The 23,089-nt window shown below is 42.7% G+C and carries 26 protein-coding genes; 25 read left to right on the top strand and 1 reads right to left on the bottom strand.

What is annotated here, in order from left to right:
- The first annotated feature begins 2 nt into the window (after positions 1-2).
- From V1497_RS16685 to V1497_RS16630, 12 genes are all read left to right on the top strand, one after another.
- Complete coding sequence (locus V1497_RS16685) at positions 3-1,505, top strand: DEAD/DEAH box helicase (protein ID WP_349408643.1); 1,503 nt, start codon at positions 3-5, stop codon at positions 1,503-1,505.
- Between the two features lie 263 nt (positions 1,506-1,768).
- Positions 1,769-2,206, top strand: coding sequence for a ComF family protein (locus V1497_RS16680; RefSeq protein ID WP_349408642.1), 438 nt, complete (start codon positions 1,769-1,771; stop codon positions 2,204-2,206).
- A gap of 98 nt (positions 2,207-2,304) precedes the next feature.
- Complete coding sequence (locus V1497_RS16675) at positions 2,305-2,700, top strand: TIGR03826 family flagellar region protein (protein ID WP_349408641.1); 396 nt, start codon at positions 2,305-2,307, stop codon at positions 2,698-2,700.
- A gap of 29 nt (positions 2,701-2,729) precedes the next feature.
- Positions 2,730-2,993 (top strand): flagellar biosynthesis anti-sigma factor FlgM, encoded by a 264-nt coding sequence (gene flgM, locus V1497_RS16670; protein ID WP_349408640.1) that lies wholly within the window; start codon positions 2,730-2,732, stop codon positions 2,991-2,993.
- 12 nt (positions 2,994-3,005) lie between these two features.
- Positions 3,006-3,509: a flagellar protein FlgN gene (locus V1497_RS16665; RefSeq protein WP_349408639.1), complete on the top strand. Its 504-nt coding sequence runs from the start codon at positions 3,006-3,008 to the stop codon at positions 3,507-3,509.
- Between the two features lie 17 nt (positions 3,510-3,526).
- Positions 3,527-5,053 carry a flagellar hook-associated protein FlgK gene (flgK, locus tag V1497_RS16660; RefSeq protein WP_349408638.1) on the top strand — a complete coding sequence of 509 codons (1,527 nt, stop codon included), beginning with the start codon at positions 3,527-3,529 and terminating at the stop codon, positions 5,051-5,053.
- Positions 5,054-5,062: 9 nt separating this feature from the next.
- Positions 5,063-5,941: a flagellar hook-associated protein FlgL gene (gene flgL, locus V1497_RS16655; protein ID WP_349408637.1), complete on the top strand. Its 879-nt coding sequence runs from the start codon at positions 5,063-5,065 to the stop codon at positions 5,939-5,941.
- A 47-nt stretch (positions 5,942-5,988) separates the two neighbouring features.
- A complete protein-coding gene (locus V1497_RS16650) occupies positions 5,989-6,549 on the top strand; it encodes a DUF6470 family protein (protein ID WP_349408636.1) in 561 nt (186 codons plus the stop codon).
- A 16-nt stretch (positions 6,550-6,565) separates the two neighbouring features.
- Entirely contained in the window at positions 6,566-7,015 is a 450-nt protein-coding gene (gene fliW, locus V1497_RS16645; protein ID WP_349408635.1) for a flagellar assembly protein FliW, read from the top strand.
- Positions 7,016-7,243 (top strand): carbon storage regulator CsrA, encoded by a 228-nt coding sequence (gene csrA, locus V1497_RS16640; protein WP_349408634.1) that lies wholly within the window; start codon positions 7,016-7,018, stop codon positions 7,241-7,243.
- 147 nt (positions 7,244-7,390) lie between these two features.
- Positions 7,391-8,416, top strand: coding sequence for a flagellin (locus tag V1497_RS16635; RefSeq protein WP_349408633.1), 1,026 nt, complete (start codon positions 7,391-7,393; stop codon positions 8,414-8,416).
- Between the two features lie 323 nt (positions 8,417-8,739).
- Positions 8,740-8,874: a flagellin gene (locus V1497_RS16630; RefSeq protein ID WP_414703576.1), complete on the top strand. Its 135-nt coding sequence runs from the start codon at positions 8,740-8,742 to the stop codon at positions 8,872-8,874.
- A 388-nt stretch (positions 8,875-9,262) separates the two neighbouring features.
- Here the strand turns inward: V1497_RS16630 and V1497_RS16625 are convergent, their stop codons facing one another.
- Entirely contained in the window at positions 9,263-10,312 is a 1,050-nt protein-coding gene (locus V1497_RS16625; RefSeq protein WP_349408632.1) for a hypothetical protein, read from the bottom strand.
- 121 nt (positions 10,313-10,433) lie between these two features.
- Here V1497_RS16625 and flaG point away from each other — a divergent pair, with 121 nt between their 5' ends.
- The 13 genes from flaG (at position 10,434) to V1497_RS16560 (ending at position 23,040) form a co-directional block, all read left to right on the top strand.
- Complete coding sequence (flaG, locus tag V1497_RS16620) at positions 10,434-10,790, top strand: flagellar protein FlaG (RefSeq protein WP_349408631.1); 357 nt, start codon at positions 10,434-10,436, stop codon at positions 10,788-10,790.
- 18 nt (positions 10,791-10,808) lie between these two features.
- A complete protein-coding gene (locus tag V1497_RS16615; RefSeq protein WP_414703649.1) occupies positions 10,809-12,371 on the top strand; it encodes a flagellar hook-associated protein 2 in 1,563 nt (520 codons plus the stop codon).
- A 33-nt stretch (positions 12,372-12,404) separates the two neighbouring features.
- Positions 12,405-12,803, top strand: coding sequence for a flagellar export chaperone FliS (fliS, locus tag V1497_RS16610; RefSeq protein WP_349408629.1), 399 nt, complete (start codon positions 12,405-12,407; stop codon positions 12,801-12,803).
- Positions 12,803-13,153: a hypothetical protein gene (locus tag V1497_RS16605; RefSeq protein ID WP_349408628.1), complete on the top strand. Its 351-nt coding sequence runs from the start codon at positions 12,803-12,805 to the stop codon at positions 13,151-13,153. Before fliS ends, V1497_RS16605 begins: the two co-directional genes overlap by 1 nt.
- A 255-nt stretch (positions 13,154-13,408) precedes the next feature.
- Positions 13,409-13,870 carry an Lrp/AsnC family transcriptional regulator gene (locus V1497_RS16600; RefSeq protein ID WP_349408627.1) on the top strand — a complete coding sequence of 154 codons (462 nt, stop codon included), beginning with the start codon at positions 13,409-13,411 and terminating at the stop codon, positions 13,868-13,870.
- 62 nt (positions 13,871-13,932) lie between these two features.
- Positions 13,933-14,781: a M55 family metallopeptidase gene (locus V1497_RS16595; protein ID WP_349408626.1), complete on the top strand. Its 849-nt coding sequence runs from the start codon at positions 13,933-13,935 to the stop codon at positions 14,779-14,781.
- A gap of 35 nt (positions 14,782-14,816) precedes the next feature.
- Positions 14,817-15,419 carry a pyroglutamyl-peptidase I gene (gene pcp / locus V1497_RS16590; RefSeq protein WP_349408625.1) on the top strand — a complete coding sequence of 201 codons (603 nt, stop codon included), beginning with the start codon at positions 14,817-14,819 and terminating at the stop codon, positions 15,417-15,419.
- Positions 15,420-15,601: 182 nt separating this feature from the next.
- The gene (cspD, locus tag V1497_RS16585) at positions 15,602-15,799 is read left to right on the top strand and encodes a cold-shock protein CspD (protein WP_349408624.1); all 198 of its coding nucleotides are present in this window, start codon (positions 15,602-15,604) and stop codon (positions 15,797-15,799) included.
- Positions 15,800-16,366: 567 nt separating this feature from the next.
- Positions 16,367-16,945 (top strand): ribosome hibernation-promoting factor, HPF/YfiA family, encoded by a 579-nt coding sequence (gene hpf / locus V1497_RS16580; RefSeq protein ID WP_349408623.1) that lies wholly within the window; start codon positions 16,367-16,369, stop codon positions 16,943-16,945.
- A gap of 186 nt (positions 16,946-17,131) precedes the next feature.
- Positions 17,132-19,642: a preprotein translocase subunit SecA gene (gene secA / locus V1497_RS16575; protein ID WP_349408622.1), complete on the top strand. Its 2,511-nt coding sequence runs from the start codon at positions 17,132-17,134 to the stop codon at positions 19,640-19,642.
- A 302-nt stretch (positions 19,643-19,944) separates the two neighbouring features.
- Positions 19,945-21,046, top strand: a protein-coding gene (prfB, locus tag V1497_RS16570; RefSeq protein WP_349408621.1) for a peptide chain release factor 2 whose coding sequence is annotated in 2 segments (ribosomal slippage) — positions 19,945-20,016 and positions 20,018-21,046 — 1,101 coding nt in all. Because the reading frame shifts where the segments join, the coding sequence is not laid out codon by codon here.
- 286 nt (positions 21,047-21,332) lie between these two features.
- On the top strand, positions 21,333-22,193 hold the full coding sequence (locus V1497_RS16565; RefSeq protein WP_349410862.1) for a YitT family protein: 861 nt from the start codon (positions 21,333-21,335) through the stop codon (positions 22,191-22,193).
- A 133-nt stretch (positions 22,194-22,326) separates the two neighbouring features.
- Entirely contained in the window at positions 22,327-23,040 is a 714-nt protein-coding gene (locus V1497_RS16560; RefSeq protein ID WP_349408620.1) for a C1q-like domain-containing protein, read from the top strand.
- The last annotated feature ends 49 nt before the right edge of the window (positions 23,041-23,089 follow it).

The raw sequence follows: 23,089 nt of genomic DNA, 5'->3' as shown, positions 1-23,089 counted from the left end.
TGATGCGTTTTGCCACCTTTTCTCAAAAAAATCAAGATTATTTGTGTCCAGAACCTCTTATCCAGTCAACGCATCCATCCTTACAACCAATTTCGCAAATCAACGCACTACCACTTCAACCACTCAACTCCAACTACTCTTACAACAAACCACTTCGTGAATTCTTAGTCGGCAGGCACCTGCTGCTCGATGAACTCCCTTTTCCAATCCATTTGATCCAGGAACATTACCAACAAGGTTTCATAACTTTTGAAAAAGGAATAACAAATAAAGGTAACAGATACTCATGTGAGCGGTGTGGGAATGACGCTCAAGATCTGTTTGCCGCCTTCCACTGCTATCGTTGTAAAAATGAATGTACGTATTGCCGGAATTGTATCATGATGGGGCGGGTAAGCCAATGCACACCGCTGATCCGGTGGATCGGTCCTGATGAAGACAACAGGATGACAGGAGATAAGGTGTTGAACTGGAAAGGTGAGCTGTCTTCGTTACAAAAACAGGCTTCCAAGCGGATTACAGAGGTGATCGATGTGCCACAGGAGCTCTTGATCTGGGCGGTATGTGGAGCTGGGAAGACGGAGATTTTATTCGAGGGGATTGAACAAGCTGTACGTCAGGGGAAAAGGGTTTGCTTAGCCACACCCAGGACTGATGTTGTTACAGAATTGACCCCGCGATTTGAAAAGGCGTTTCCATCACTAGACGTCCATGCGGTATATGGAGGAAGTCATCCGGTTGAAAAGCCCTCTCTGTTAACCCTCTCAACCACACACCAGTTATTTCGGTACAAAAACGCGTTTGACGTCATGATTGTCGACGAGGTCGATGCCTTCCCGTACTCGTTTGATCCTGCGCTTCAATTTGCTGTCGAAAAAGCTTGCTCAGAACATGCCTCACGGATTTATCTTACGGCTACACCTTCTAAGTCCATGTTGAAGGAAGTAAGAAGGGGAGAACTAGAAGTTATACATATCTCCAGAAGATTTCACGGCTATCCCCTCCCGGTTCCACGCTTTATGTGGTGTGGGAACTGGCAGAAATCTATAAAGAAAGGTCGTCTGCCTAGGGCCGTTTCAACATGGATCAATGAGAAAATGAAGCATAGGCGTCAATGTTTTCTTTTTGTCCCTACCGTGCAGAATTTGTTGGAGCTGTCAGAATGGATGAAGGATCGCAAGGGTGTGGAAAGTGTTCATGCAGGCGATCCCGAACGTTTGGAAAAAGTTCAACGCTTTCGAAAGGGAGAGATTTCATTGCTGATTACAACGACCATTCTTGAACGCGGTGTCACAGTACCAGAAATTGATGTTGCCGTCGTTGGTTCTGATCATGAGGTTTTTACAACGAATGCACTTATGCAGATTGCCGGGAGAGTCGGAAGGAGTATACAGGATCCATACGGAGAGGTCGTTTATTTCCACTATGGAAAAACGAAGGCGATGGGTGATGCGAAACGAACCATAGAGGCGCAAAATAAGCGCACCAGTGAACCACAGTTATGAGATGCCTGTATTGCAAATCGGTTTATGCATCTCCAATTGGCTGGCGCATCTTTTTTGGCGTTGATGAACCTTCTTTATTGTGTAACGATTGTCATGGACAGCTTGTGTTCGTTGAAGGGGAACGATGTCGACAGTGCGACCGTCCCTTTTCGCTATTTCCTGAGAAATATCGTCAGGAAGATCGTTGTTACGATTGTGTTCGATGGGAAAAGAAAAGTAGAACGCTACTAAAGAATCGATCATTATTGGTGTATAATTCTTATATGAAGGATTATTTCGCTCTTTTCAAATATCGAGGAGATGCAGAAGTGATCCAAGCGTTTGAAAAACAATTGAAAAAGTTATATCGAAAAGAATTCAAGAATACGATCGCTGTACCGATTCCTCTAAGTATTGAACGGCATTACGAACGGGGCTTCAATCAATCGAAGTTTATCACCGATCTGGTAACTAAGCGGCAGCTTGACTGTCTGAAGAGACCGGTTCATGAAACGAAGCAGAGTAAAAGAAGCAGGGAAGATCGGTTGGCGAACGAGACGATTTTTTCATTTAAAACAGAATATGCCGACCAAATAAACGGGCAAAACGTCACTCTGGTCGATGACATTTATACGACTGGCTCGACAGTGGAAGCTGCGGGTAGGATTTTACTAGACCATGGGGCCCGAACAGTCTCTTCAATGACCGTAGCAAGAGGGTAAATCCTACCAATTGGGTAAACCAATTAAACTTTACGAGGATTTTACCGATATAGTGAGTAGATATACAATACGGTACAGAGATAAAGGAGAGACCTGAGATGGCGGAATTAGCCAACTGTGTACAATGCGGCCGTCTATTTGCAAAGTCGTACAGGCCTACCTGTGAACAATGCTATAAAGAGGATGAACGGTTGTTCGAAATCGTTTACAAATTCATCCGCAAGAAAGCGAACCGGCAAGCATCCATCATGGAAGTTTCTAAAGCGACAGAGGTTCCGGAGAAAACCATCCTTCGGTTTGTGAAAGAAGGAAGGATCCGTGCCAGTCAATTTCCTGGTTTGTCCTACCCATGTGATCGTTGCGGGGAAGGGATTTTAGAAGGGCGGATCTGCAACTCTTGCAACCAAAGCTTGCAGAAAGATTTGAGGACCCATGACGAAGTCACCCAAAAACAACAGATGAAGGAACGAATAACTTACCATACAGAAAAATAATCCAAAGGTGGAGTAAGGAGGAAATTCCATTGAAGATCAATCGATATGGAAACATCTCAAACAACCCATACAAACACCAGCTGAACCGCATGAATGAACAGCAGAAACCTCAAATGAAACAGGATCAGCTCCAAATTTCCAAAGAGGCTCTAGAGATGCAGAAAAATGAAAAGTTTGCCACTGAACGCACAGAAAAAATCGAGCACCTGAAAAATCAAGTTCAATCTGGCAACTATACGGTGGATGCTGAAAAAGTCGCGAAAAAGTTTTTTGATTTCTGGACAGAACGCTAAGGGTGTGAAGTGATGAGCGCACAACGAATGATCGGACTCCTGTCCGATTTACATAACCAGCATGTAAAGCTTCTTGATGTGGCTTTGAAAAAAACAGAAGCTTTAAAGCAAAACGATATGAAAACCCTCGATCAGCTGCTGCATCAAGAAACGAAATGCATCCAGATGATCGATTCGATTGAGAATGAACGGATCCGAGAAGTGGAAATGCTTCTGAACCAAAAACAAATTGTGACGGATGAGAATCCATCGCTCGCTCAGCTACTCCGATTTTATGAATCAGATGCACAAGAAAAGCTTTATGAAATTCAAGAGCAGATGCGATACACGATCCAGAAGCTGCAGGAACAGAACGAATTGAACGACGAGCTGATCAGGCAATCCTTACAATTCGTGAACGCTTCGCTCTCCTTGATGGAGCCGACGCAGCCAACGACGAATTACGGACGTCCGGGACAACAGCAACAAGCAAACGGCTATCAGAAACGATCTTCCATTTTTGATTCTAAAGCATAGAAAGGCGGCATTACATCATGTCTTCAACATTCCATGGACTGGAAACATCACTTAGAGGCTTACGCACAAACCAGAGTGCATTGAATACGACCGGACATAACATTGCAAATGCGAGCACACCTGGTTACTCGAGACAAAGGGTCAATTTCTCACAAACCGAACCTTATCCGGCAGCATCACGGAATCGTCCTGAAATTCCAGGACAGATGGGCTCGGGTGTGGAAGCTGGAACGGTGCAACGGGTCCGTGAAGGTTTTCTCGACATGCAGTACCGGAACGAAAATACGAAATCGGGTTATTGGTCTGCCCGAAGTGATGCATTAGAGAAGATGGAAGAAGTCATGAATGAGCCGTCTGATCATGGCTTGGCGAAAACGATGGACCGTTTCTGGCAATCCCTTCAGGATCTAGCGGTCAGCCCTGAGGACTCTGGGGCACGATCTGTCGTACGTCAACGCGGTATTGCGCTCGCAGAAACATTCAATTATCTTTCAACGTCTCTCAACTCGATCAAAGAGGATTTTCAAACGCAAATTGATGTGACAACGAAAGAAGTCAATTCAATCGCGTCGCAAATCAACGAAATCAATCGTCAAATTGGTGAAATCGAGCCTCACGGTTATTTGCCGAATGACCTTTATGATAAGAGAGACGGGCTGGTCGACCGCTTGTCTGAACTTGTTAATGTAAAAGTATCGAATGTTAAGAACGGTGGACATTCCAAGGATATCGCGGAAGGCAAGTATACGATCGAACTGTTGGATGCTGGCGGGAACTCGCTTGGTACACTTGTCGACGGTAAAGACTTGAAGACCAATGAGTTATCCATCACAGATAAGAATGGAAACGGAGAATTGGATCAGCTTAAGCTTGGGGAAGAGTTCACAGGTAAATTGGATGTGCTTGGCCAAGGGAAGCTGAAGGGCATGGTAGAAGCACGTGGGTATGAAGTCGATGGAGAGCTTAAGGGGATTTACCCAGGGATGTTATCAAGCCTTGATGAAATGGCCTATCGTTTCGTTGAAGCCTTTAATGAACAGCATACAGAAGGTACAGATCTCGATGGAAATGCTGGCGGCGCGTTTTTCGCGTTTTCGGGCACTGTAGACGAAGACTCCTTCAAAGGTGCAGCGTCGATGATGAAGCTTGATGATAATATTTCAGGTAAAAACGGACTCGATCATATTGCGGCATCCAAGGATGGAAATGCCGGGGATGGCAGTAATGCACTAGAACTGGCAGATGTGAAGGATGACATTTTGAATTTCGGTTCAGGTGACTCCACATTCCAGAGCTTTTATGAAGGTGCGATCGGTGAAATGGCGGTTGAAGCACAGCAAGCGAATCGTCTGGTCGAGAACTCGAACACATTGAAGCAATCGGTTGAGGAGCGTCGTCAATCCGTTAGCGGCGTTTCATTGGATGAAGAAATGACGAAGATGATGCAGTTCCAGCATGCCTACAATGCGGCAGCAAGGAACATTACGAGTATCGATGAAATGCTTGACCGGATCATCAACGGCATGGGTCGAGTAGGAAGGTAGTGATTGAACATGCGTGTGACACAAAGTATGTTAACAGGAAATATGCTTCGAAACCTTAGCCAAAGCTACGAGCGGATGGGGAAGTATCAGGATCAGCTTTCAACAGGGAAACGGATCACGAAACCATCCGATGACCCGGTCGTCGCGATGAAAGGGATGGAATACCGAACCGATCTCACCGAAGTCGAGCAGTTCAAGCGGAATCTTTCGGAGGTTTACAGCTGGATGGAAAACTCCGATGCAGCGTTGGATGAAGCCGGCCAGGTTTTACATCGAATTCGGGAGTTGACTGTGCAGGCGAGTAATGGAACATATGATCAAGGGCAACGTGGAGCTATTGCAGATGAAATCAATCAATTACGTGATCACCTCATATCGGTGGCAAACACGAAAGTTGCTGGGAAGTTTATCTTTAATGGGACAAATACAACCCAACCACCTGTATCTGAGGACGGAATTGTAGAAATGCCCCTAAATAACAATGCGATTAATATAGAGGTCACAAAGGGTATTAAGCTTAAAACAAATATCGATCAAACGAATGTCTTTTCACAATCGCTTTTTAATGATTTGAAAGATATTGCATCTAGTTTAAGGAACGGCGCGGGTGAAAATACAACCCAAGGTTTTATTACAAATATTGATTTCCATATCGATAATACACTTTCCGAAAGAGCGGAACTTGGTGCAAGGTATAACCGTCTTGAAATGATTCATGAGAGAGTTAATGAACAAGAAGTTATTGCAACCCGAGTTCTCTCAGATAATGAAGATGCGGACATGGAGAGGGTTATCATTGATTTAAAAACACAGGAGAGCATTCACAGAGCTGCCCTTGCTTCAGGAGCTCGTATTATTCAGCCGACGTTAATGGACTTTTTACGATAAAAGCTATCTAAACAGATAGCTTTTTTTGCTAAAAGAAGGTGATGCAATTGAAATTGAGTATACCCAAAATCCAAATACAATCTACTAAAGGTTTAATTGGATTAAGGACGACCTCTGCTACTCAAGAGATTAGGCAGCCAAAAGCAGTTCAATCCATACAACAGCCAAAGGCAGAAATTAATATTGAAACAACTTCGGGAAAACTGACAATTGATCAAACACAAGCTTGGAATGATATGGATTTGAAAAGTGTTTTTGTCCGAACTGATGAAGCCGCACAGCTTGGAAAGGAAGCTTTACTAGATGGAATTTCGAGGCGAGCTCAAGAAGGGGAAGACCTAATGCGTATTGAAAATCAAAACGATCCTATTCCAGAACATGCCCGTATTAACAGTAGTGAAGAAATGAAGGAATGGAATATTGGATGGATTCCTTCTGCAGAAAGTGTGAAAATTGATTATATCCCAGCAAAAGTAGAAGTTGATATAAAACAGAATGAACCTATCATCAAAACAGAAATTTCAAAACCGGTACATAACTATCAACCAGGAAAAGTAGAAGTATACATGAAGCAACAGTCTTCTATACAAATAGATTTTATAAAATAACGAGTGGTGAATATTTATGAAAATACAAACAAGGTATTTTGGAGAAGTTCAAATAAGTGAAGATGAAATTGTTAAATTCAAACAAGGACTACCAGGATTTAATATTGAGAAGGAATTTGTCATTCTACCGTTTTCTGAAGAAGAAACTCCTTATCATATACTTCAATCAGTAAGTACGCCTTCCCTGGCGTTCGTACTAGGTAATCCTTTTGTGTTTTTTCCTGACTATGAATTTGAGCTTTCAGAAAGTGTAACTGAACTATTGGAAATTCAATCGGAAAAAGAGGTTGCTGTATACATCATTCTTACGATTAATGAACCATTTGAAAAAACGACAGCAAATCTAAAGGCACCTGTAGTCATCAATTTAAACAAAGGTATTGGAAAACAAGTTGTGCTAAATAAAGAAGAGTATGAGACAAAACATTTCATTATGAAGGAAGCTGTTTCAAAGGAGGGGAGATAAGTGCTTGTATTGACACGCAAACCAAATGAATCAATCCAAATCGGTGAAGATATCGAGATTAAAGTATTATCGATTGATGGTGATCAAATTAAATTGGGGATTGATGCTCCTAGACATGTCGATATCCACCGGAAAGAGATCTATACTGCTATCCAACAAGAAAACAACAGTGCAAGCCAGTCCCCAATCAATTTATTTGAAACATTAAATATTGTAAAAAAAAGTTGAAAAACAACTAAAATGCCCTCCAAGAATGACGATAATAGAAATGTAAGCAAAAACAACGATAAAGGTCGGCCGACTAAAACGTATGTTTTTGTATAAAACCCAAAACCACAAGGACGTGGTTCGGACAATTCAAGGAGGAATTGAATAATGAGAATTAATCACAACATTGCGGCACTTAACACGTATCGTCAACTAGGTTCTGCAAACAACATGCAAATGAAGTCTATGGAGAAGTTATCTTCAGGTCTCCGTATCAACCGTGCGGGAGATGACGCTGCCGGACTTTCTATCTCGGAAAAAATGCGTGGTCAAATTCGTGGCTTGGATCAAGCTAGCCGGAATGCACAAGATGGAATCTCAATGATTCAAACTGCTGAAGGAGCTTTGAATGAAACACACTCTATCCTTCAACGTATGAATGAACTAGCAACTCAAGCTGCAAACGGAACATTGTCTTCTAATGACAGAACAGCGATTGCAGATGAAATCACTGAGTTGAACAGTGAAATTGATCGTATCGCAAGCTCTACTAAGTTTAATGGTCAAACACTACTTGATGGAACTCTCGGAGTTCAACAAAACAAAACTACTTCTGGTATCCAAGTAGGTACTGCAGGTGTTACAGGTATTGACATCAGTGGTGCAGCTGCAACTGAAACATATCAAATGTCTACTAGTGGTGCTGGACAATATACACTAACAACCTCAGGTGGAGATGTTCAAAACCTTACACTGGCAGACGGAACTGCTGGCACATTGAATTTTGATAAGCTTGGAGTAAAAATTACAGTTGATGGATCTCAAACAGCTGCAGGAATCGTAGCTTCAAATGTAGGTACAACTGCTGGAGCGGTAACTACTACTGGATCAGCTGCAGTAAGCCTGCAAATTGGATCTGAAGATGTTGGTGCACAAAAGTTAGGTATCACAATTGGTGATATGGATAGCACATCACTTGGCGTAAATGCTGTTGATGTTTCTACTTCAGCGAACGCTGGGCAAGCTATGGATGATATCCAAAGTGCAATTGATACTGTTTCAGCTCAACGTTCTAAACTTGGTGCATACCAAAATCGTTTGGAGCACACTATTAATAACTTAGGTACAACAAGTGAAAACCTAACTGCAGCGGAATCTCGTATCCGTGACGTAGATTATGCTATAGCTGCATAAGCAGTGAAAGCACAGTCGTCCTAGCTGGTAACGGCTAGCGATTACTATCGGGTGAATTGCTGGAAACCCCTTAGAGCTTTACTTACCAAAACGTAGTTGGAAACGACAAGCGTGAAGGTTCGAAAAAAAGTGAAGATTGGGCAATCAGCAGCCAAGCTCCTGTCTCGAAAGAGTGGAGAAGGTCCAACGACTAGGATAAACCATCTAAAGCAATAGCCATGATGATGAAATCCATAGGTGAAACAATGATCATCAGCATTGTGGAGCCGAAGTGCCCGACCCCTACTAGATTTCTAGAGGGTGAAGATATAGTCTAGTCATTTATGAAAGTAAATGTTCGCACGATGGCGAAAGAAATGATGAACCAAACAAAGAATTCAATTCTTGCACAAGCATCTCAAGCAATGTTGGCTCAATCAAACAGCATGCCTCAAGGAGTATTGCAACTCTTAAGGTAACTGATTGAAGGGCGTCTTATCTGGTAACGGATAAGAGAATAACTGGGTGAATTGCTGGAACTTCCTTAAGCTTACTCAACCACAACGTAGCTGGAAACGGCAGGCGTGAAGGTTTGAAAATGAGTGAGATTGGATAATCAGCAGCCAAGCTCCTTTCTCGAAAGAGTGGAGAAGGTTCAACGACTAAGTCGGACCATCTAAAGCTTAAAGCTATGATGATGAGGACTGTAGGGTGGCCATAGCCATTCGAAGTGCCCAGCCCCTGTTTGATAGATAGGGTGAAGATATAGTCTATTCTATGATCGAAAGACATAGCGGCGAAGCAAGCCAACCAACAACCACAAGGAGTTCTTCAACTTCTTCGTTAATAATTTCAGTAATGGTCGTCTCATTCGAGACGACCATTTTTACGTAATTCTGCTAATTTATAAACGACAGACCAGTAACTACGACCCAGCCTTTCCGCAATATGTTTATCTTTAACGCCATTATTTTTCAATTTAATCAAGCAGTCTATTTCCTCAAAATTATAATTCTTATTAGTTTCGGATGAACTTAGTTTAATCGTAACGTCATTTCCATATTTTTGATACAAACAGTTTCTCATCAAATCTAACCTATAATGAAGATTGGTTTTATATAACATTGAAGGTATACATTTTGCAATCGGTTCAATTAGGTTTAGAAAATATTCTACTTCCCGTACTTTATTAAGCTTTAATAGAGTTCCGTGTCCATCAGGATGAGAGGAAATTACGAAATTAGTATTGAAATTGCTGTTTAAATGATTGGCAAGTTTTTTATTATCTTCCTTATGGAAATTAAGGGTGTAAAGACTGATATTTGGAGTGCAGTATACGATTCTTTTGTTTTTGTTAAATCGATTATTAAAAGTAAGAGTACCGTCATCGAGGAATAATGCAGTAACAAACATGGGGTGGGTGCATTTTTTTAACAATGCGTTAGTAAGTATTTTATAACTTCCTTTGTAAAGTTGGTCTCGAAGGCTTGTAAAATATGGATGACTTCTGGAGCGTAGATAATTACCATTTATGCAAAAACCTAAACCATTTAACTGATTCAATTTCCATTCTCTATATTCTCTTTGGTTTTCGCCAAAGTGCTCTTGATACGCATAGTTTATACTTCTATTTGCACCTTTACTAATATAGCCATCTCCTAATAAACTACCTAAAATCAACTGCTCTTGAATATAAGTCGGTGAAATTTCAGGTATGTTTCTTTCGTACCATTTCCTCCTGTTTTTTGTTAATTCATTTTTTAACTTGTTCAGATACTGTTTGTCCTTAGCAATATTGTTATTTTTTGCTATTGTTCTTACTTTAGAGGGTGTAAGGTTTAACTTACTAGCAAGTTTATCAGTACTATTAAAAGGAAAGTGTTTATTTATATAATCAATAATCTCTTTTTCTTTCACGGATTACCTCCCCCTTTTATAAGAACGCATGTTCGTGATTTAATTATATCATATTCCTATTAAGTTTCTAGTTTTTCATCCGATAAAAAAGGTAGAGAAAAGTTGTTAGGAGGAGCGGGGTATGAGCGTAGGGAGTATTGGTGAAAGTTCCTCTCGTTTACCTCATCTTGAGAAGATTAACGAAGTCATCCTTAAACAGAACCCACATAAGAAAAAGCATGATCGAGATGTTGAGGAACTGAAGGAAAAGATATCGAAAGAGGCACTAGACGAAAAGGTCTCAGATATGAATGAAATGCTTATTCCTACCGAGACTTCTTTAAGATTTCAGCTCCATGAACAGTCAGATGAATATTATGTCCAAATTATTGATGATAAAACGAATGAAGTGATTAGAGAAATTCCGGATCGTAAATTTCTCGAAATGTATGCGGCGATGGCAGAGCTTGTGGGGATTGTCGTAGACGAGAAGATCTAGAGGTGATGATGAATGAGTATGAGAATTGGCGGTCTCGCCAGCGGTATGGATATCGATCAATTGGTTAGCGACCTGATGAAAGCAGAACGTATGCCATTAGATAAAATGAATCAGGATAAACAGTTGCTCGAATGGAAACGTGATGATTATCGCGAAATGAATAAATTATTGAGGGAGCTAGATCAACATATCTTTGATGGCGTCTTCCGTCAAAGTACGTTCCTCAAAAAAGCTGTATCTAGCTCCAATGATGCAGCTGTTTCAGTCAAGGCAACGAGTAGTGCCGCTGAGACAAATACGACGATTAATGTCACGCAACTTGCTAAATCAGCGATGTATAACTCATCTACTGCTGTAACAGATGATACTGGAACAGCTGTTGATGGGAATAAATTGTTGAAAGACGTTACGTTCACAGGCGGTAAAAATTTTGCAAGTCCGTTCAGTTTGAAGCTGAGTGTTATCAAGCCAGGTGAATCAGCAGCAAGTGACATCTCCTTGGACATCGATCCATCAACGGATTCAATCAATGACGTAATGTCAAAAATCAATTCTCACACTTCACTTGGGGTTTCAGCTTTTTATGACGAAGCAACCAATAAAGTCGTCTTGACGATGAAGAATACTGGAAACGGTGCAAGTCTATCGATCACAAATGATGGGTCCGCAGACAGTACAACAACAGCTGACTTCTTCAGTTCACTCGGTTTTACGAATGCGACGGTCGGCCAAGAGTTGGATGGGAAGACAGCAGGAAAAGATGCAAGCTTTACTTTGAACGGATTTGCCACCACTCGTAAAACGAATAATTTTACAATCAATGATGTGACCTATACGTTAAAACAAGTGACGGGGACGGATGTAAATATTTCTGTTACACAAGATACCGATTCAATGGTGGATACCGTAATGAAGTTCGTCGATAAGTATAACGAGACGATCGATAAAATTAACGGAGAACTGAATGAAGAGCGTTATAGGGATTATGCACCTCTAACGGCCAAGCAAAAAGAAGACCTGTCCGAACGGGAAATCGAGCTCTGGGAAGAAAAAGCAAAGAGCGGTATGCTTCGGAATGACTCGATCCTTAATGGTGGATTGAATAAAATGCGCTCGAATCTATATTCCCAGGTGACAGGCGCAAACGTTAATACAAATTATGACCAGCTAACGGAAATCGGTATCAAAACCTCATCCAATTATCTTGAACGCGGGAAGCTGATTGTGAATGAAAGTGATCTTCGAAAAGCAATCGAAGATGACCCGAATGCTGTCTTCGAGCTGTTTATGAGTAAAGGGTCTACTGATAGTGAGAAAGGGATTGCTCGAAGGCTTCGTGATTCGATTGACGATACAATGGAACGCATTGAAGCCAGGGCTGGAAATTCATTGAAAACTAACGCGCAGTTTTCAATGGGACGAAATCTTACAGATCTGGACTCTAGAATAGATGATTTCGAGAAAAGGTTAATCGACATCGAAGATCGTTACTGGAGACAGTTTACGGCTATGGAAAAGGCGATCAGTAAAATGAATCAGCAGTCCATGTTCTTGATGAATCAATTTGGCGGCGGCATGTAGCCCCCTATATTTTAAGGAGTTGTTTGAATTACCATGTCTCTTAATGCATATCAAACGTATCAACAGAATTCTGTCGGAACCGCATCACCTGGTGAGTTGACGTTAATGCTTTATAACGGATGCTTGAAATTTTTGAAGCAGGCAAAAGCCGGTATGGAAGCTGGTCAAGTGGAAGAGAAGAACCTCAATCTGCAAAAAGCGCAAAAGATCATCCAAGAATTGATGGTTACCTTGAATCCGGATGTTGCTGTCGGAAACCAGATGATGCAGCTGTATGATTACATGAACCGTAGATTGATTGATGCCAATGTGAAAAATGAAGTTGCAATCGTTGAAGAGGTTGAAGGACTGGTAATGGAATTCCGAGATACATGGAAGCAGGTCATTCAACAGAGTCGAAAAGCGAACTATGGGGCGGGTGGACAGGCGTAATGAATGATGTCCAGGCATTGTTGACGCAAACGGAAAAGATTTATGATCATGTACAAAAAGGGTTGCCTGATGAGGAGCCTGAGCACTATTTAGATGAGTTGAACGAGTATATCGAATATCGCCAGAAGCTGATTGAGCGGTTGAAAGGCGATTATACGAGTGAAGAAGAAGAATTAGGAAAGCAGCTCGTTGAGATCAACAAGTTGATCCAACCGTATCTGGATGAGCAGTTACATCAGATTAAATCGCAATGGATGAAAATCCAGACGAAAAAGACGACAAACACGAAGTATGCAAACCCGTATACGTCCAACAACGCAGATGGCATGTTCTTCGACAAAAAGAAATAAATACGAATGAGGGTGACTCAAAGGATCAGAATGGATGCTTTTGAGTCGCTCTTTTTTTTTTTTTGCTCGGTTTGGAATTTTCGGAATTATGAAGAAATAAACCTTGCCAATTTTAGACAATGAACGTATACTGAATCTAATTACTGATTTTGGTAGTGGTTTTTTGTTTTAGGGTTGTAAATAGGATTCTTATGCAATATCTAGGTTCAATTTACGACCTTTTATAGTATGAAGGTACTGAAAGGAGGTATTGTGATGGCTTCCAATGCTTCGAAAGAAGTCATAGATGATTTGGACAAGAGGATCATTCAGTTTTTATCTCATAATGGTCGGATGTCTTTTGCTGAAATGGCGACGCACCTGGATGTGACCGAGAAAACGGTTCGGACCCGATACAACAACATGGTAGAGAACAAGATCATTGAGGTTGTCGGCGTCGTCAATCCGATAACATTGGGAATCAAGGTTGCTGCAATCATCCAGTTCAGAGTCATTCCTGAGTTTTTGGATGACGTGATCGAAGAGTTGAAGAACAATCCGGTCATTCGATATGTGACGACGACTTCTGGTGATTATCAGCTGCTTGCTCAAATGAACATGCGTGATTACGAGGAGTTGAATGACACAATCAAGATCATCCATCAGATTCCAAACATCACCTCCACAAATGTACTAATTCAACTGGATGTGCACAAAAACAGCTTCGAATTCATTTAATCGACTTTACGAATTAGGTGCGGAAGCTGTCATTTTACATAATAAAAGGGAGAGGTTTTTACATGAAAATCTTTATTTCTGCTGATATCGAGGGAATTTCCGGCGTTGCGACAAATGTTCAATTAAAGAAGAATGATGAGTACCAACGTTTCCGTAAATTAATGACGCAAGAAGTGAATGCGGCAGTGGAGGGAGCATTCCGTGGTGGTGCAACAGAAGTTGTAATCGCGGATGGTCACGGAAACATGTCCAATATTCTTATTGAAGACTTGGATGAGCGCGCGCGTCTCGTTTCTGGAAACAACCGGGTAATGTGTCAGCTCCAAGGTTTGGATGAATCTTTCGATGGCATCATGTTCGTCGGTCATCATGGTAGAGAATCCGGGTCAGAACGAACAACGATCAGCCACACACTTGCTGGAATTTGTGTAAAAGAGATGAAAATCAATGGCAAGGTCGTAGGAGAAACGGAAATGAATGCGACGGTAGCCGGGGCGATGGATGTTCCAGCCATCTTCATTTCTGGTGATGACGCGTATGTTAGCGAAGTGAAGGAAACGTTACCGGATGTTGAGGCAGCTGTTGTGAAATACGGTGTGGATCGGTTTGCTGCGGAATTGATTGCACCGAAACGTGCGCGGAGTCTCATTACGGAAAAAGCGGAAGCGGCGGTTCGACGTCTTAATGAATTCAAGCCTTATAAAGTGGACGGTCCTTACACGTTTGATTTGACGTTCAAAGGATCGCAACAAGCATTGATGACGACAACCATTCCATCAGTTGAAATGACAGGACCTGAATCGATCCGTTTTACGTGTGATGATATGGTTACAGCTTACAAGCATATGTGGGGTGTCGTAATCATTGCGATGACAGCAACGAATGGTGTTCTTGGTCAAGTGAACGCGTAATCGGGAAACCGTGTAGCTAGAAAGGACGGATATACATGAAAACGTTACTTTTAACAGGCTTTGAGCCCTTCTTGGATCATGATTTCAATCCGACAGAGCGCATCGTCACGGTACTAAATGGAGAAAAGATCGGTGCTTATGAGGTAGTCGGGCGAGTCCTTCCTGTTGATTATGAGATGGCAGCGCCAGAACTCTTGAACGCTGTTGACGAGGTGAAGCCGGATGCTGTGATTTCGCTCGGTCTTGCAGCGGGGCGGAACAAAATTACACCTGAGCGTGTGGCGATTAATGTGAATGATGGCGTCAAGGACAATACGGGACGAATCCCTGTGGATGAGCCGATTGTTGAAGGAGGAAATGCTGCCTATTTCTCTACGTTGCCGATTAGGCAGATGGTCAATCGTTTGCAGGAGGTCGGAATACCAGCAGAGATTTCGAATACGGCGGGTACATACTTATGTAACAATGTCATGTATACCCTGTTACATGATTTTGAAGAAAAAGGTGTGAATGTTCCTAGTGGTTTCATCCATGTACCAGCTTCGTTCGAACTGGCGGTGGAAAGCGGGAGGTGGCCGAGTTGGCCATTAGAAACAATTCAGCGAGCGGTTGAAATCATGATCGAGGTGCTGGATTAACACTCTTTGGGTCCTTGCGTATACTACTAGTGTAGTAACCCAGAAGTATCGCTAGTCGTCTGACAATTGGTCTTTTTTTACTAATCATTTCCTGGAAGTTGACTCTCAAGCTCGTCACATTGTATACTTTTAGTGTGGAATTTTCCACATGATTTCTTGAATACGAAAGGAATGTGAATTACATGCAAGGTAAAGTAAAATGGTTTAACGCAGAGAAAGGCTTCGGATTCATCGAGGTCGAAGGTCAAGACGACGTATTTGTACACTACTCTGCTATCCAATCTGACGGCTTCAAAACTCTTGAAGAAGGTCAAGACGTTGAGTTTGAAGTTGTTGAAGGTAACCGTGGACCTCAAGCTTCAAATGTAACAAAGCTTTAATTCACATTCCTTTTTTAGGGTTTGAATTAAAAGCAATTCCCCCGCTTCTCATTATGAGGAGCGGGTTTTATTTTTGTGCGAAGAAGTATCTGATGACAGTGGTTGTATGAGATCGTGAAAGTTTTCCTGAAATTCGAAGGGGAATTCCGGAATTTTCATGTGGAATTCCTGAAAATCCGAGTTCAATTCCTGAAAAAGGCTCCACAATTCCTGAAAATGCACTGAGAATTCCTGAATTCACTACCTTCATACTAGAAAAATTATGCTGAAGGTGCCTCCTGGTGACCATATGTCCTTTTCAGACACGGCGTTTACAACCTCTTTATATATCCAACGAAAGACCCCTACACCTCCTCAATCCGTTTGTCGAATAATTTCTGCAACATGTCAGATCTTTGACATGACAAACGCGTGTTTCCCTTTATATTTCGCTGTTTTACCCGATTTCTGCTTCATTCGTACAATGTTAAAAATATTGTCAGAATTTTTGATTTTCTTTTAAGTTTATGGAGGAATTGTTAAGGGGTATAGCGAAATATATATAAACACCGAAAGGAGGAGTCTTTCATGAACTTTAACATTCGTGGAGAAAATATTGAGGTAACACCAGCACTACGAAATTACTCCGAAAAAAAGGTTAAAAAGCTTGAGCGTTATTTTGATGGTACTCCAAACTCAGATGTTTACATCAACCTAAAGGTGTTCAATAATGAGCAGCTGGTAGAAGTGACGATTCCGATGCCGGGATTATTGTTAAGAGCTGAAGAGTCGCACGATGATATGTATGCTGCTATCGATCTCGTGGTTGAGAAATTGGAAAGACAAATCCGAAAACACAAAACGAAGGTCAATCGTAAATTCCGTCAGGGCGGCACGATCAAGTTCGCCTTTGCTAATGGAAACGGCAGCGCAGCGCCTGCCACTACGACAACACTTCTTGAGGAAGAAGAGGATGAAGATGAATTCCAAGTTGTCCGTAACAAGCGATTTGACTTGAAACCGATGGATACACAGGAAGCGATTTTGCAAATGGATATGCTTGGTCATAACTTCTTCGTGTTCTCACATGCTGAAACAGGTGAAACGAACGTTGTTTACAAGCGTAAAGATGGTAAATACGGATTGATTGCACCAGAAATCGAATAACTTAAATGAACTGAGAGGCGCGATCGAACAGATCGCGTCTTTTTTAATGTTTATTAACAAAGTATAAGGTAGGGGCGTATGCCTTGCATTCTTGTCCTTCCTCTTGCAAACTGTTAAAATAAAGCATGGACTATAGTTAGAAGAATTTTCAAAAATTATTGATTTAATAATAGAGGTGCTGACTTCATGATCGGATTGTTGAAAAAGATGTTTCCAACTGGAAACGAACGTCAGATTGCTCGGTTAGAAAAGTATGCGGACGAGGTAGAAGCTCTTGGTCCTGAAATGGAAAAGCTTTCTCATGAGCAATTAAAAGCGAAAACGGATGAATTCAAATCCCGTCTCGAGAACGGTGAAACATTAGATGATCTCTTAATTGAAGCGTTCGCGGTCGTACGTGAAGCGGCGACTCGTGTTCTTGGTTTGCGTCCATATCCTGTGCAGATCATGGGTGCGGTCTCCTTGCATGAGGGTAATATTTCTGAGATGAAAACAGGTGAAGGTAAAACACTTGTTGCGACCATGCCTGTATATCTGAACGCACTTACAGGTAAGGGTGTCCATGTCGTAACAGTCAACGAATACTTGGCTGCACGTGACGCCGAGGAAATGGGACAACTTTATAATTACCTCGGTTTAACTGTTGGATTGAACGTGACAGGTCTTACGAAAGAAGAAAAGAAGGAAGCTTATAATGCAGACATCACCTATGCGACGAACAATGAATTAGGGTTTGATTATCTGCGTGACAACATGGTCCTTTATAAGGAAGAAATGGTCCAGCGTCCGTTGAACTATGCCATCGTCGATGAGGTGGACTCCATCTTAATTGACGAAGCACGTACGCCTTTGATCATTTCTGGTAACTCTTCCAAATCAACAGAGCTTTATCGTGTGGCGAATCAGTTCGTTACACAATTGAAGATTGAAGAGGACTATACATTTGATATAAAAACAAAGAATGTTCAGCTGACAGAGGAAGGAATGTCGAAAGCAGAACGTTTCTTCAGCGTGGAAAACTTGTTTGAAATATCCAACGTAGCGATTAACCATCACATCAACCAGGCGTTGAAAGCACATGTTGTGATGCAGCGTGATACAGATTACGTCGTGCAAGATGACGAAGTGGTCATCGTCGATCCATTTACGGGACGACTCATGGCGGGGCGTCGTTACAGTGATGGACTTCATCAAGCGATTGAGGCGAAAGAAGGCCTTCAGATCCAGCGTGAATCCATGACCCTTGCGACGATTACGTTCCAGAACTACTTCCGTATGTACAACAAGCTTTCTGGTATGACCGGTACAGCGAAGACGGAAGAGGAAGAATTCCGTAACATCTATAATATGGACGTTATCGTCATTCCGACGAACAAACCGGTCGCCCGTATTGATAATGCGGATTACATTTATAAAACGCAAGAGGGTAAATTCCGTGCGGTCGTCAATGAGATTGCAGAGCGACATAAGAAAGGACAGCCTGTTCTCGTCGGTACCGTTGCGGTTGAAACCTCCGAGTTGATTTCAACTCTCTTGAAAAAGAAAGGCATTCCACATAATGTGTTGAACGCGAAAAACCACGGTCGTGAGGCACAAATCATTGAGGATGCTGGTCAAAAAGGTGCCGTTACGATTGCGACGAACATGGCCGGTCGTGGTACGGACATCAAGCTTGGTGAAGGTGTAAGAGAGCTTGGCGGTCTGCACATTGTCGGTACAGAGCGTCACGAGTCTCGTCGTATCGATAACCAGCTACGTGGACGTTCCGGACGTCAAGGGGATCCAGGTTCATCTCAATTCTATATCTCGATGGAAGACGAGTTGATGCGTCGATTCGCTTCTGACAACATGATTGCGATGATGGATCGTCTTGGAATGGAGGAAGATCAACCTCTAGAAAGTAAAATGGTCACCAAAGCAGTTGAAACAGCGCAAAAACGTGTTGAAGGTCATAACTATGATGCACGTAAGCAATTGCTTCAGTATGATGATGTCATGAGACAGCAGCGTGAGATCATTTACGCTCAGCGTGCTGAGGTGCTTGAGTCTGATAACCTTCGTGGAATCATCGAGAAAATGATCCATTCGACAGTCGAGCGTATTGTTGAAGCTCATACTCCTGAGGAAGAAGTTCAGGAAGACTGGGACCTTCAAGCGATCATCGACTATGCGAATGCAACGTTCTTGCATGAAGGTGTCGTAACCGTTAAAGACCTCAAAGGCAAAGAACGTGAAGAAATCATTGAACTATTCATGGAAAAAGTGAAGGAAGAGTATGACAACAAAGAATCCAAGCTCGAACCAGAACAGATGCGAGAGTTTGAGAAGGTTATCGTACTCCGTTCAGTAGACCGCAAATGGATGGACCATATCGATGCTATGGATCAGCTTCGTCAAGGTATCCACCTACGTGCATACGGTCAAAACGACCCGCTGCGTGAATACCAATTCGAAGGATTCCAAATGTTCGAAGCAATGGTTGCTTCCATTGAAGAAGAGGTATCCACTTACATCATGAAGGCACAAGTGGAGCAAAACCTTCAACGTGAAAAGGTCGCAGAAGGAAAAGCGGTCGACCCGAAGGCGCAAGAGGAAACACAAAAAAGAAAGCCGATCCGAAAATCAAGCGACGTCGGTCGAAATCAGCCATGTCCTTGCGGAAGCGGCAAGAAATATAAGCACTGTCACGGTGCCTAAATAACCGATAAAGAAGGCTTGGCCGCAGCCAAGTTTTCTTTTCGCATTTTTGGCGGTGTCAGGCACTTTCGACGAAGCCAGTGATAGCAACGGTTTGTGTGAGGTGTCAGGCACTTTCGAAGAAGCCGGTGATAGCAACGGTTTGTGTGAGGTGTCAGGCACTTTCGAAGAAGCCAGTGGTAGCAACGGTTTGTGTGAGGTGTCAGACAAATCCAAAGAACCCAGCAATATCAACGGTTCAAAAAAAGTGTCAGGCACTTACAATCGGCACTTATAATCTTAATTGATGAAGGAGAAGGATTATGGATTTAGTGGAGATTAAACAAGAATTGACGGCTATGGAGAAACGAATAGAAGACTTTAGGGGGTCTCTTTGACTTAGAAAATAAAGAGGCTCGTATTGCGGAACTGGAGGAGCAGATGACTGCACCGGATTTCTGGGATGACCAGAACAATGCGCAGACGGTCATCAATGAGGTGAACGGACTGAAGGATGTAGTCAACGAATTCCGTGAGCTTCAAGAAACGTATGAAAATCTTGAGGTTTCGTACGAGCTGGTGAAGGAAGAAGAGGATGCTGATCTTCAAAGTGAACTGGAAGGGGAACTGAAGTCTCTTTCCAAACAGCTGTCCGAATTTGAATTGACGCTCCTTCTCAGTGAACCGCATGATAAGAATAATGCGATTCTGGAACTCCATCCAGGTGCGGGTGGAACAGAATCGCAGGATTGGGCATCCATGCTTTTACGGATGTATACACGCTGGGCTGAGAACAAAGGCTTTAAGGTAGAAACGATTGATTATCTTCCTGGTGATGAAGCTGGCGTGAAAAGTGTTACGTTATCCATCAAAGGTCATAACGCTTATGGTTATTTGAAAGCAGAAAAGGGTGTTCATCGACTCGTCCGTATCTCACCATTTGATTCGTCGGGACGCCGTCACACTTCTTTTGTTTCCTGTGAAGTGATGCCGGAGCTGAGTGATGATATTGAAATCGAGTTGAAGCCGGATGAAATCAAGGTCGATACGTATCGTGCAAGTGGAGCCGGTGGACAACACGTCAATACGACCGATTCTGCCGTTCGTATGACCCACATCCCGACGAACACGATTGTGTCGTGTCAGACGGAGCGTTCTCAAATCAAGAACCGTGAACGTGCACTTAAAATGTTGAAAGCGAAGCTTTACCAGAAACGTATTGAAGAGCAGCAGGCAGAGCTGAACGAAATCCGTGGTGAACAAAAAGAAATCGGATGGGGAAGTCAGATTCGATCTTATGTTTTCCATCCTTATAGTATGGCGAAGGATCACCGTACCAATGTGGAGATCGGAAACATCAACGCTGTCATGGATGGCGAAATAAATCCGTTCATTGATGCTTATCTACGTTCGTTAATCAAATAATGGTTGAAAAATGGGGGCAGCGACCAAGTCGTTGTCCTCATTGGTTTTACCGCAGTCATACAGCGGTTGTGCAGTGCCAATCAAACGTTTGATTGACAAATTGCAAACCCTGTCGAACGCCCTCTTCAAAATGCCCGAACTCCTTGTTACACAAGCAAGTATAGACGGACTTGTCGTAATAATCGGAAAATTTACTTCATTCGTAGGTAGTGATATACTTTTTTAGGTTAACACTACCAGTTTTGACTGATACATAATGATAAAGTGAGTGGTACGGAAAATGATGATGGCAGTTCGACGTAACAAAGTCAACCCTAAGATTCTCATAGCTTTAGACTATTTATTCGTATTGGTTGGTTCAGCATTTGTCGCTCTAGCATTTAATTTGTTTCTGGCTCCGAATAACATTGCTTCTGGTGGGGTTGTCGGAATCAGTTTGATCTTAAAAAGTGTATTTGGCTGGATGCCTTCGGTCGTCCAATGGTCACTCAACATCCCGCTTTTCATTGCAGGCGTTGTTATACTCGGTAAAAATTTCGGGGTTAAGACCCTAGTAGGGACTCTTTTCCTACCGTTTGTCGTTTTTTTATCTGAAGGAGCAGAAGGCGTTACGACAGATCCTCTGCTTGGTGCGTTATTTGGAGGTCTTGGCGTTGGGCTTGGTCTCGGAATCGTCTTCCGAGGGAAGGCTTCAACAGGTGGTATCGATTTAGCTGCCCAGATTGTTCATAAGTACACCGGGCTGTCTCTCGGCCTTTGTATTCTTGCCATTGACGGTGCGATCGTCACGACATCAGCGTTCGTTTTTTCAATTGAACAAGCGTTGTATGCCATGATTGGGATGTTCCTGACTGCAAAAACCATCGACCTTGTACAAATGGGGCTCGGTTATTCCAAAATGGCCTACATCATTACCGAGCATGAAGATGAAGTGCGCGACGAGATCTTCAAAGAAATCGACCGCGGTGTTACTCGAATCTCCGCAACAGGTGGATTCACAGACCATGAACGACCGATGCTCATGTGTGTTGTGGAACAGTTTGAAGTAACGAAGCTTAAAGAACATATTAGAAAAGTCGATCCTTCCGCCTTCGTTATTATTGTCAATGCCAACGAGGTGCTGGGCGAAGGATTTAAACAATCATAATCATAAAAGAGCTCCCTGCATGGGAGCTTTTTTATTTCAGCCCAAATAAAGGTTGTCCTAGGTGTCTGCTCAAGTAAAGCGTGTAGGCTTGGCATATGATGTAGTATTACATGTTTAATAGGATGTGGATTTTATGAAAAGGAAGTATTGTAATTGCAGTGGTTGTGCTTCCGGGAAAGAATGCTGTATCATCATTCAACGCGGTGAAGGACCTCCTGGACCACCAGGGCCTGAGGGACCACCGGGACCTCAAGGTGACCCGGGTCCACAAGGCCCACAAGGCGATCCAGGTCCACAAGGAGAAACTGGACCACAAGGGCCACAAGGCGATCCAGGTCCACAAGGAAATACAGGACCACAGGGACCACAAGGTGCTACAGGGCCCCAAGGACCACAAGGACCCCCAGGACCACCGGCTCCAAACGTTGCTTTTCGGGCAGCGGATCAAACAGCTCAAACCGTAACTGCTGGATCAACTGCAACCGTTACATTCGAGCAAGAGATCTTTGATTTAGCGAATGCGTATAACCCTGGAACTTCCACCTATACCGCTCCTGTAACGGGAACGTATTCAGTATGTGCGAGCGTCGAATATACCCCTGCTACTGGTGGTGGGCCAGCCCCTACGACCGTTCGTTTAATTCTGAATAGCAGTCTTGGTGCAGCCGTTACCGATCTCGATTTGAAATTTTCCAATCCTGGAGTGATAGATAAAGCACATGGATGTACCATTGTCCGATTAAATCAAGGGGATACGATATTCATCCAGCTCCAAACGACTACCCGTAATGTTACAACGGTTGTTGGCAATCGTTTCACCCACTTCGAAGCCGCTTTAGTCTTCTAATTGAGACCCTAGATTTCTCTAGGGTTTTTTTAATTGATATAATGGATGT

This window comes from Pseudalkalibacillus sp. SCS-8 (genome assembly GCF_040126055.1).
GTDB lineage: Bacteria > Bacillota > Bacilli > Bacillales > Fictibacillaceae > Pseudalkalibacillus > Pseudalkalibacillus nanhaiensis.
Note: the sequence above shows the minus strand (reverse complement) of the source record. Positions and strands in the feature narration are given on the sequence as shown.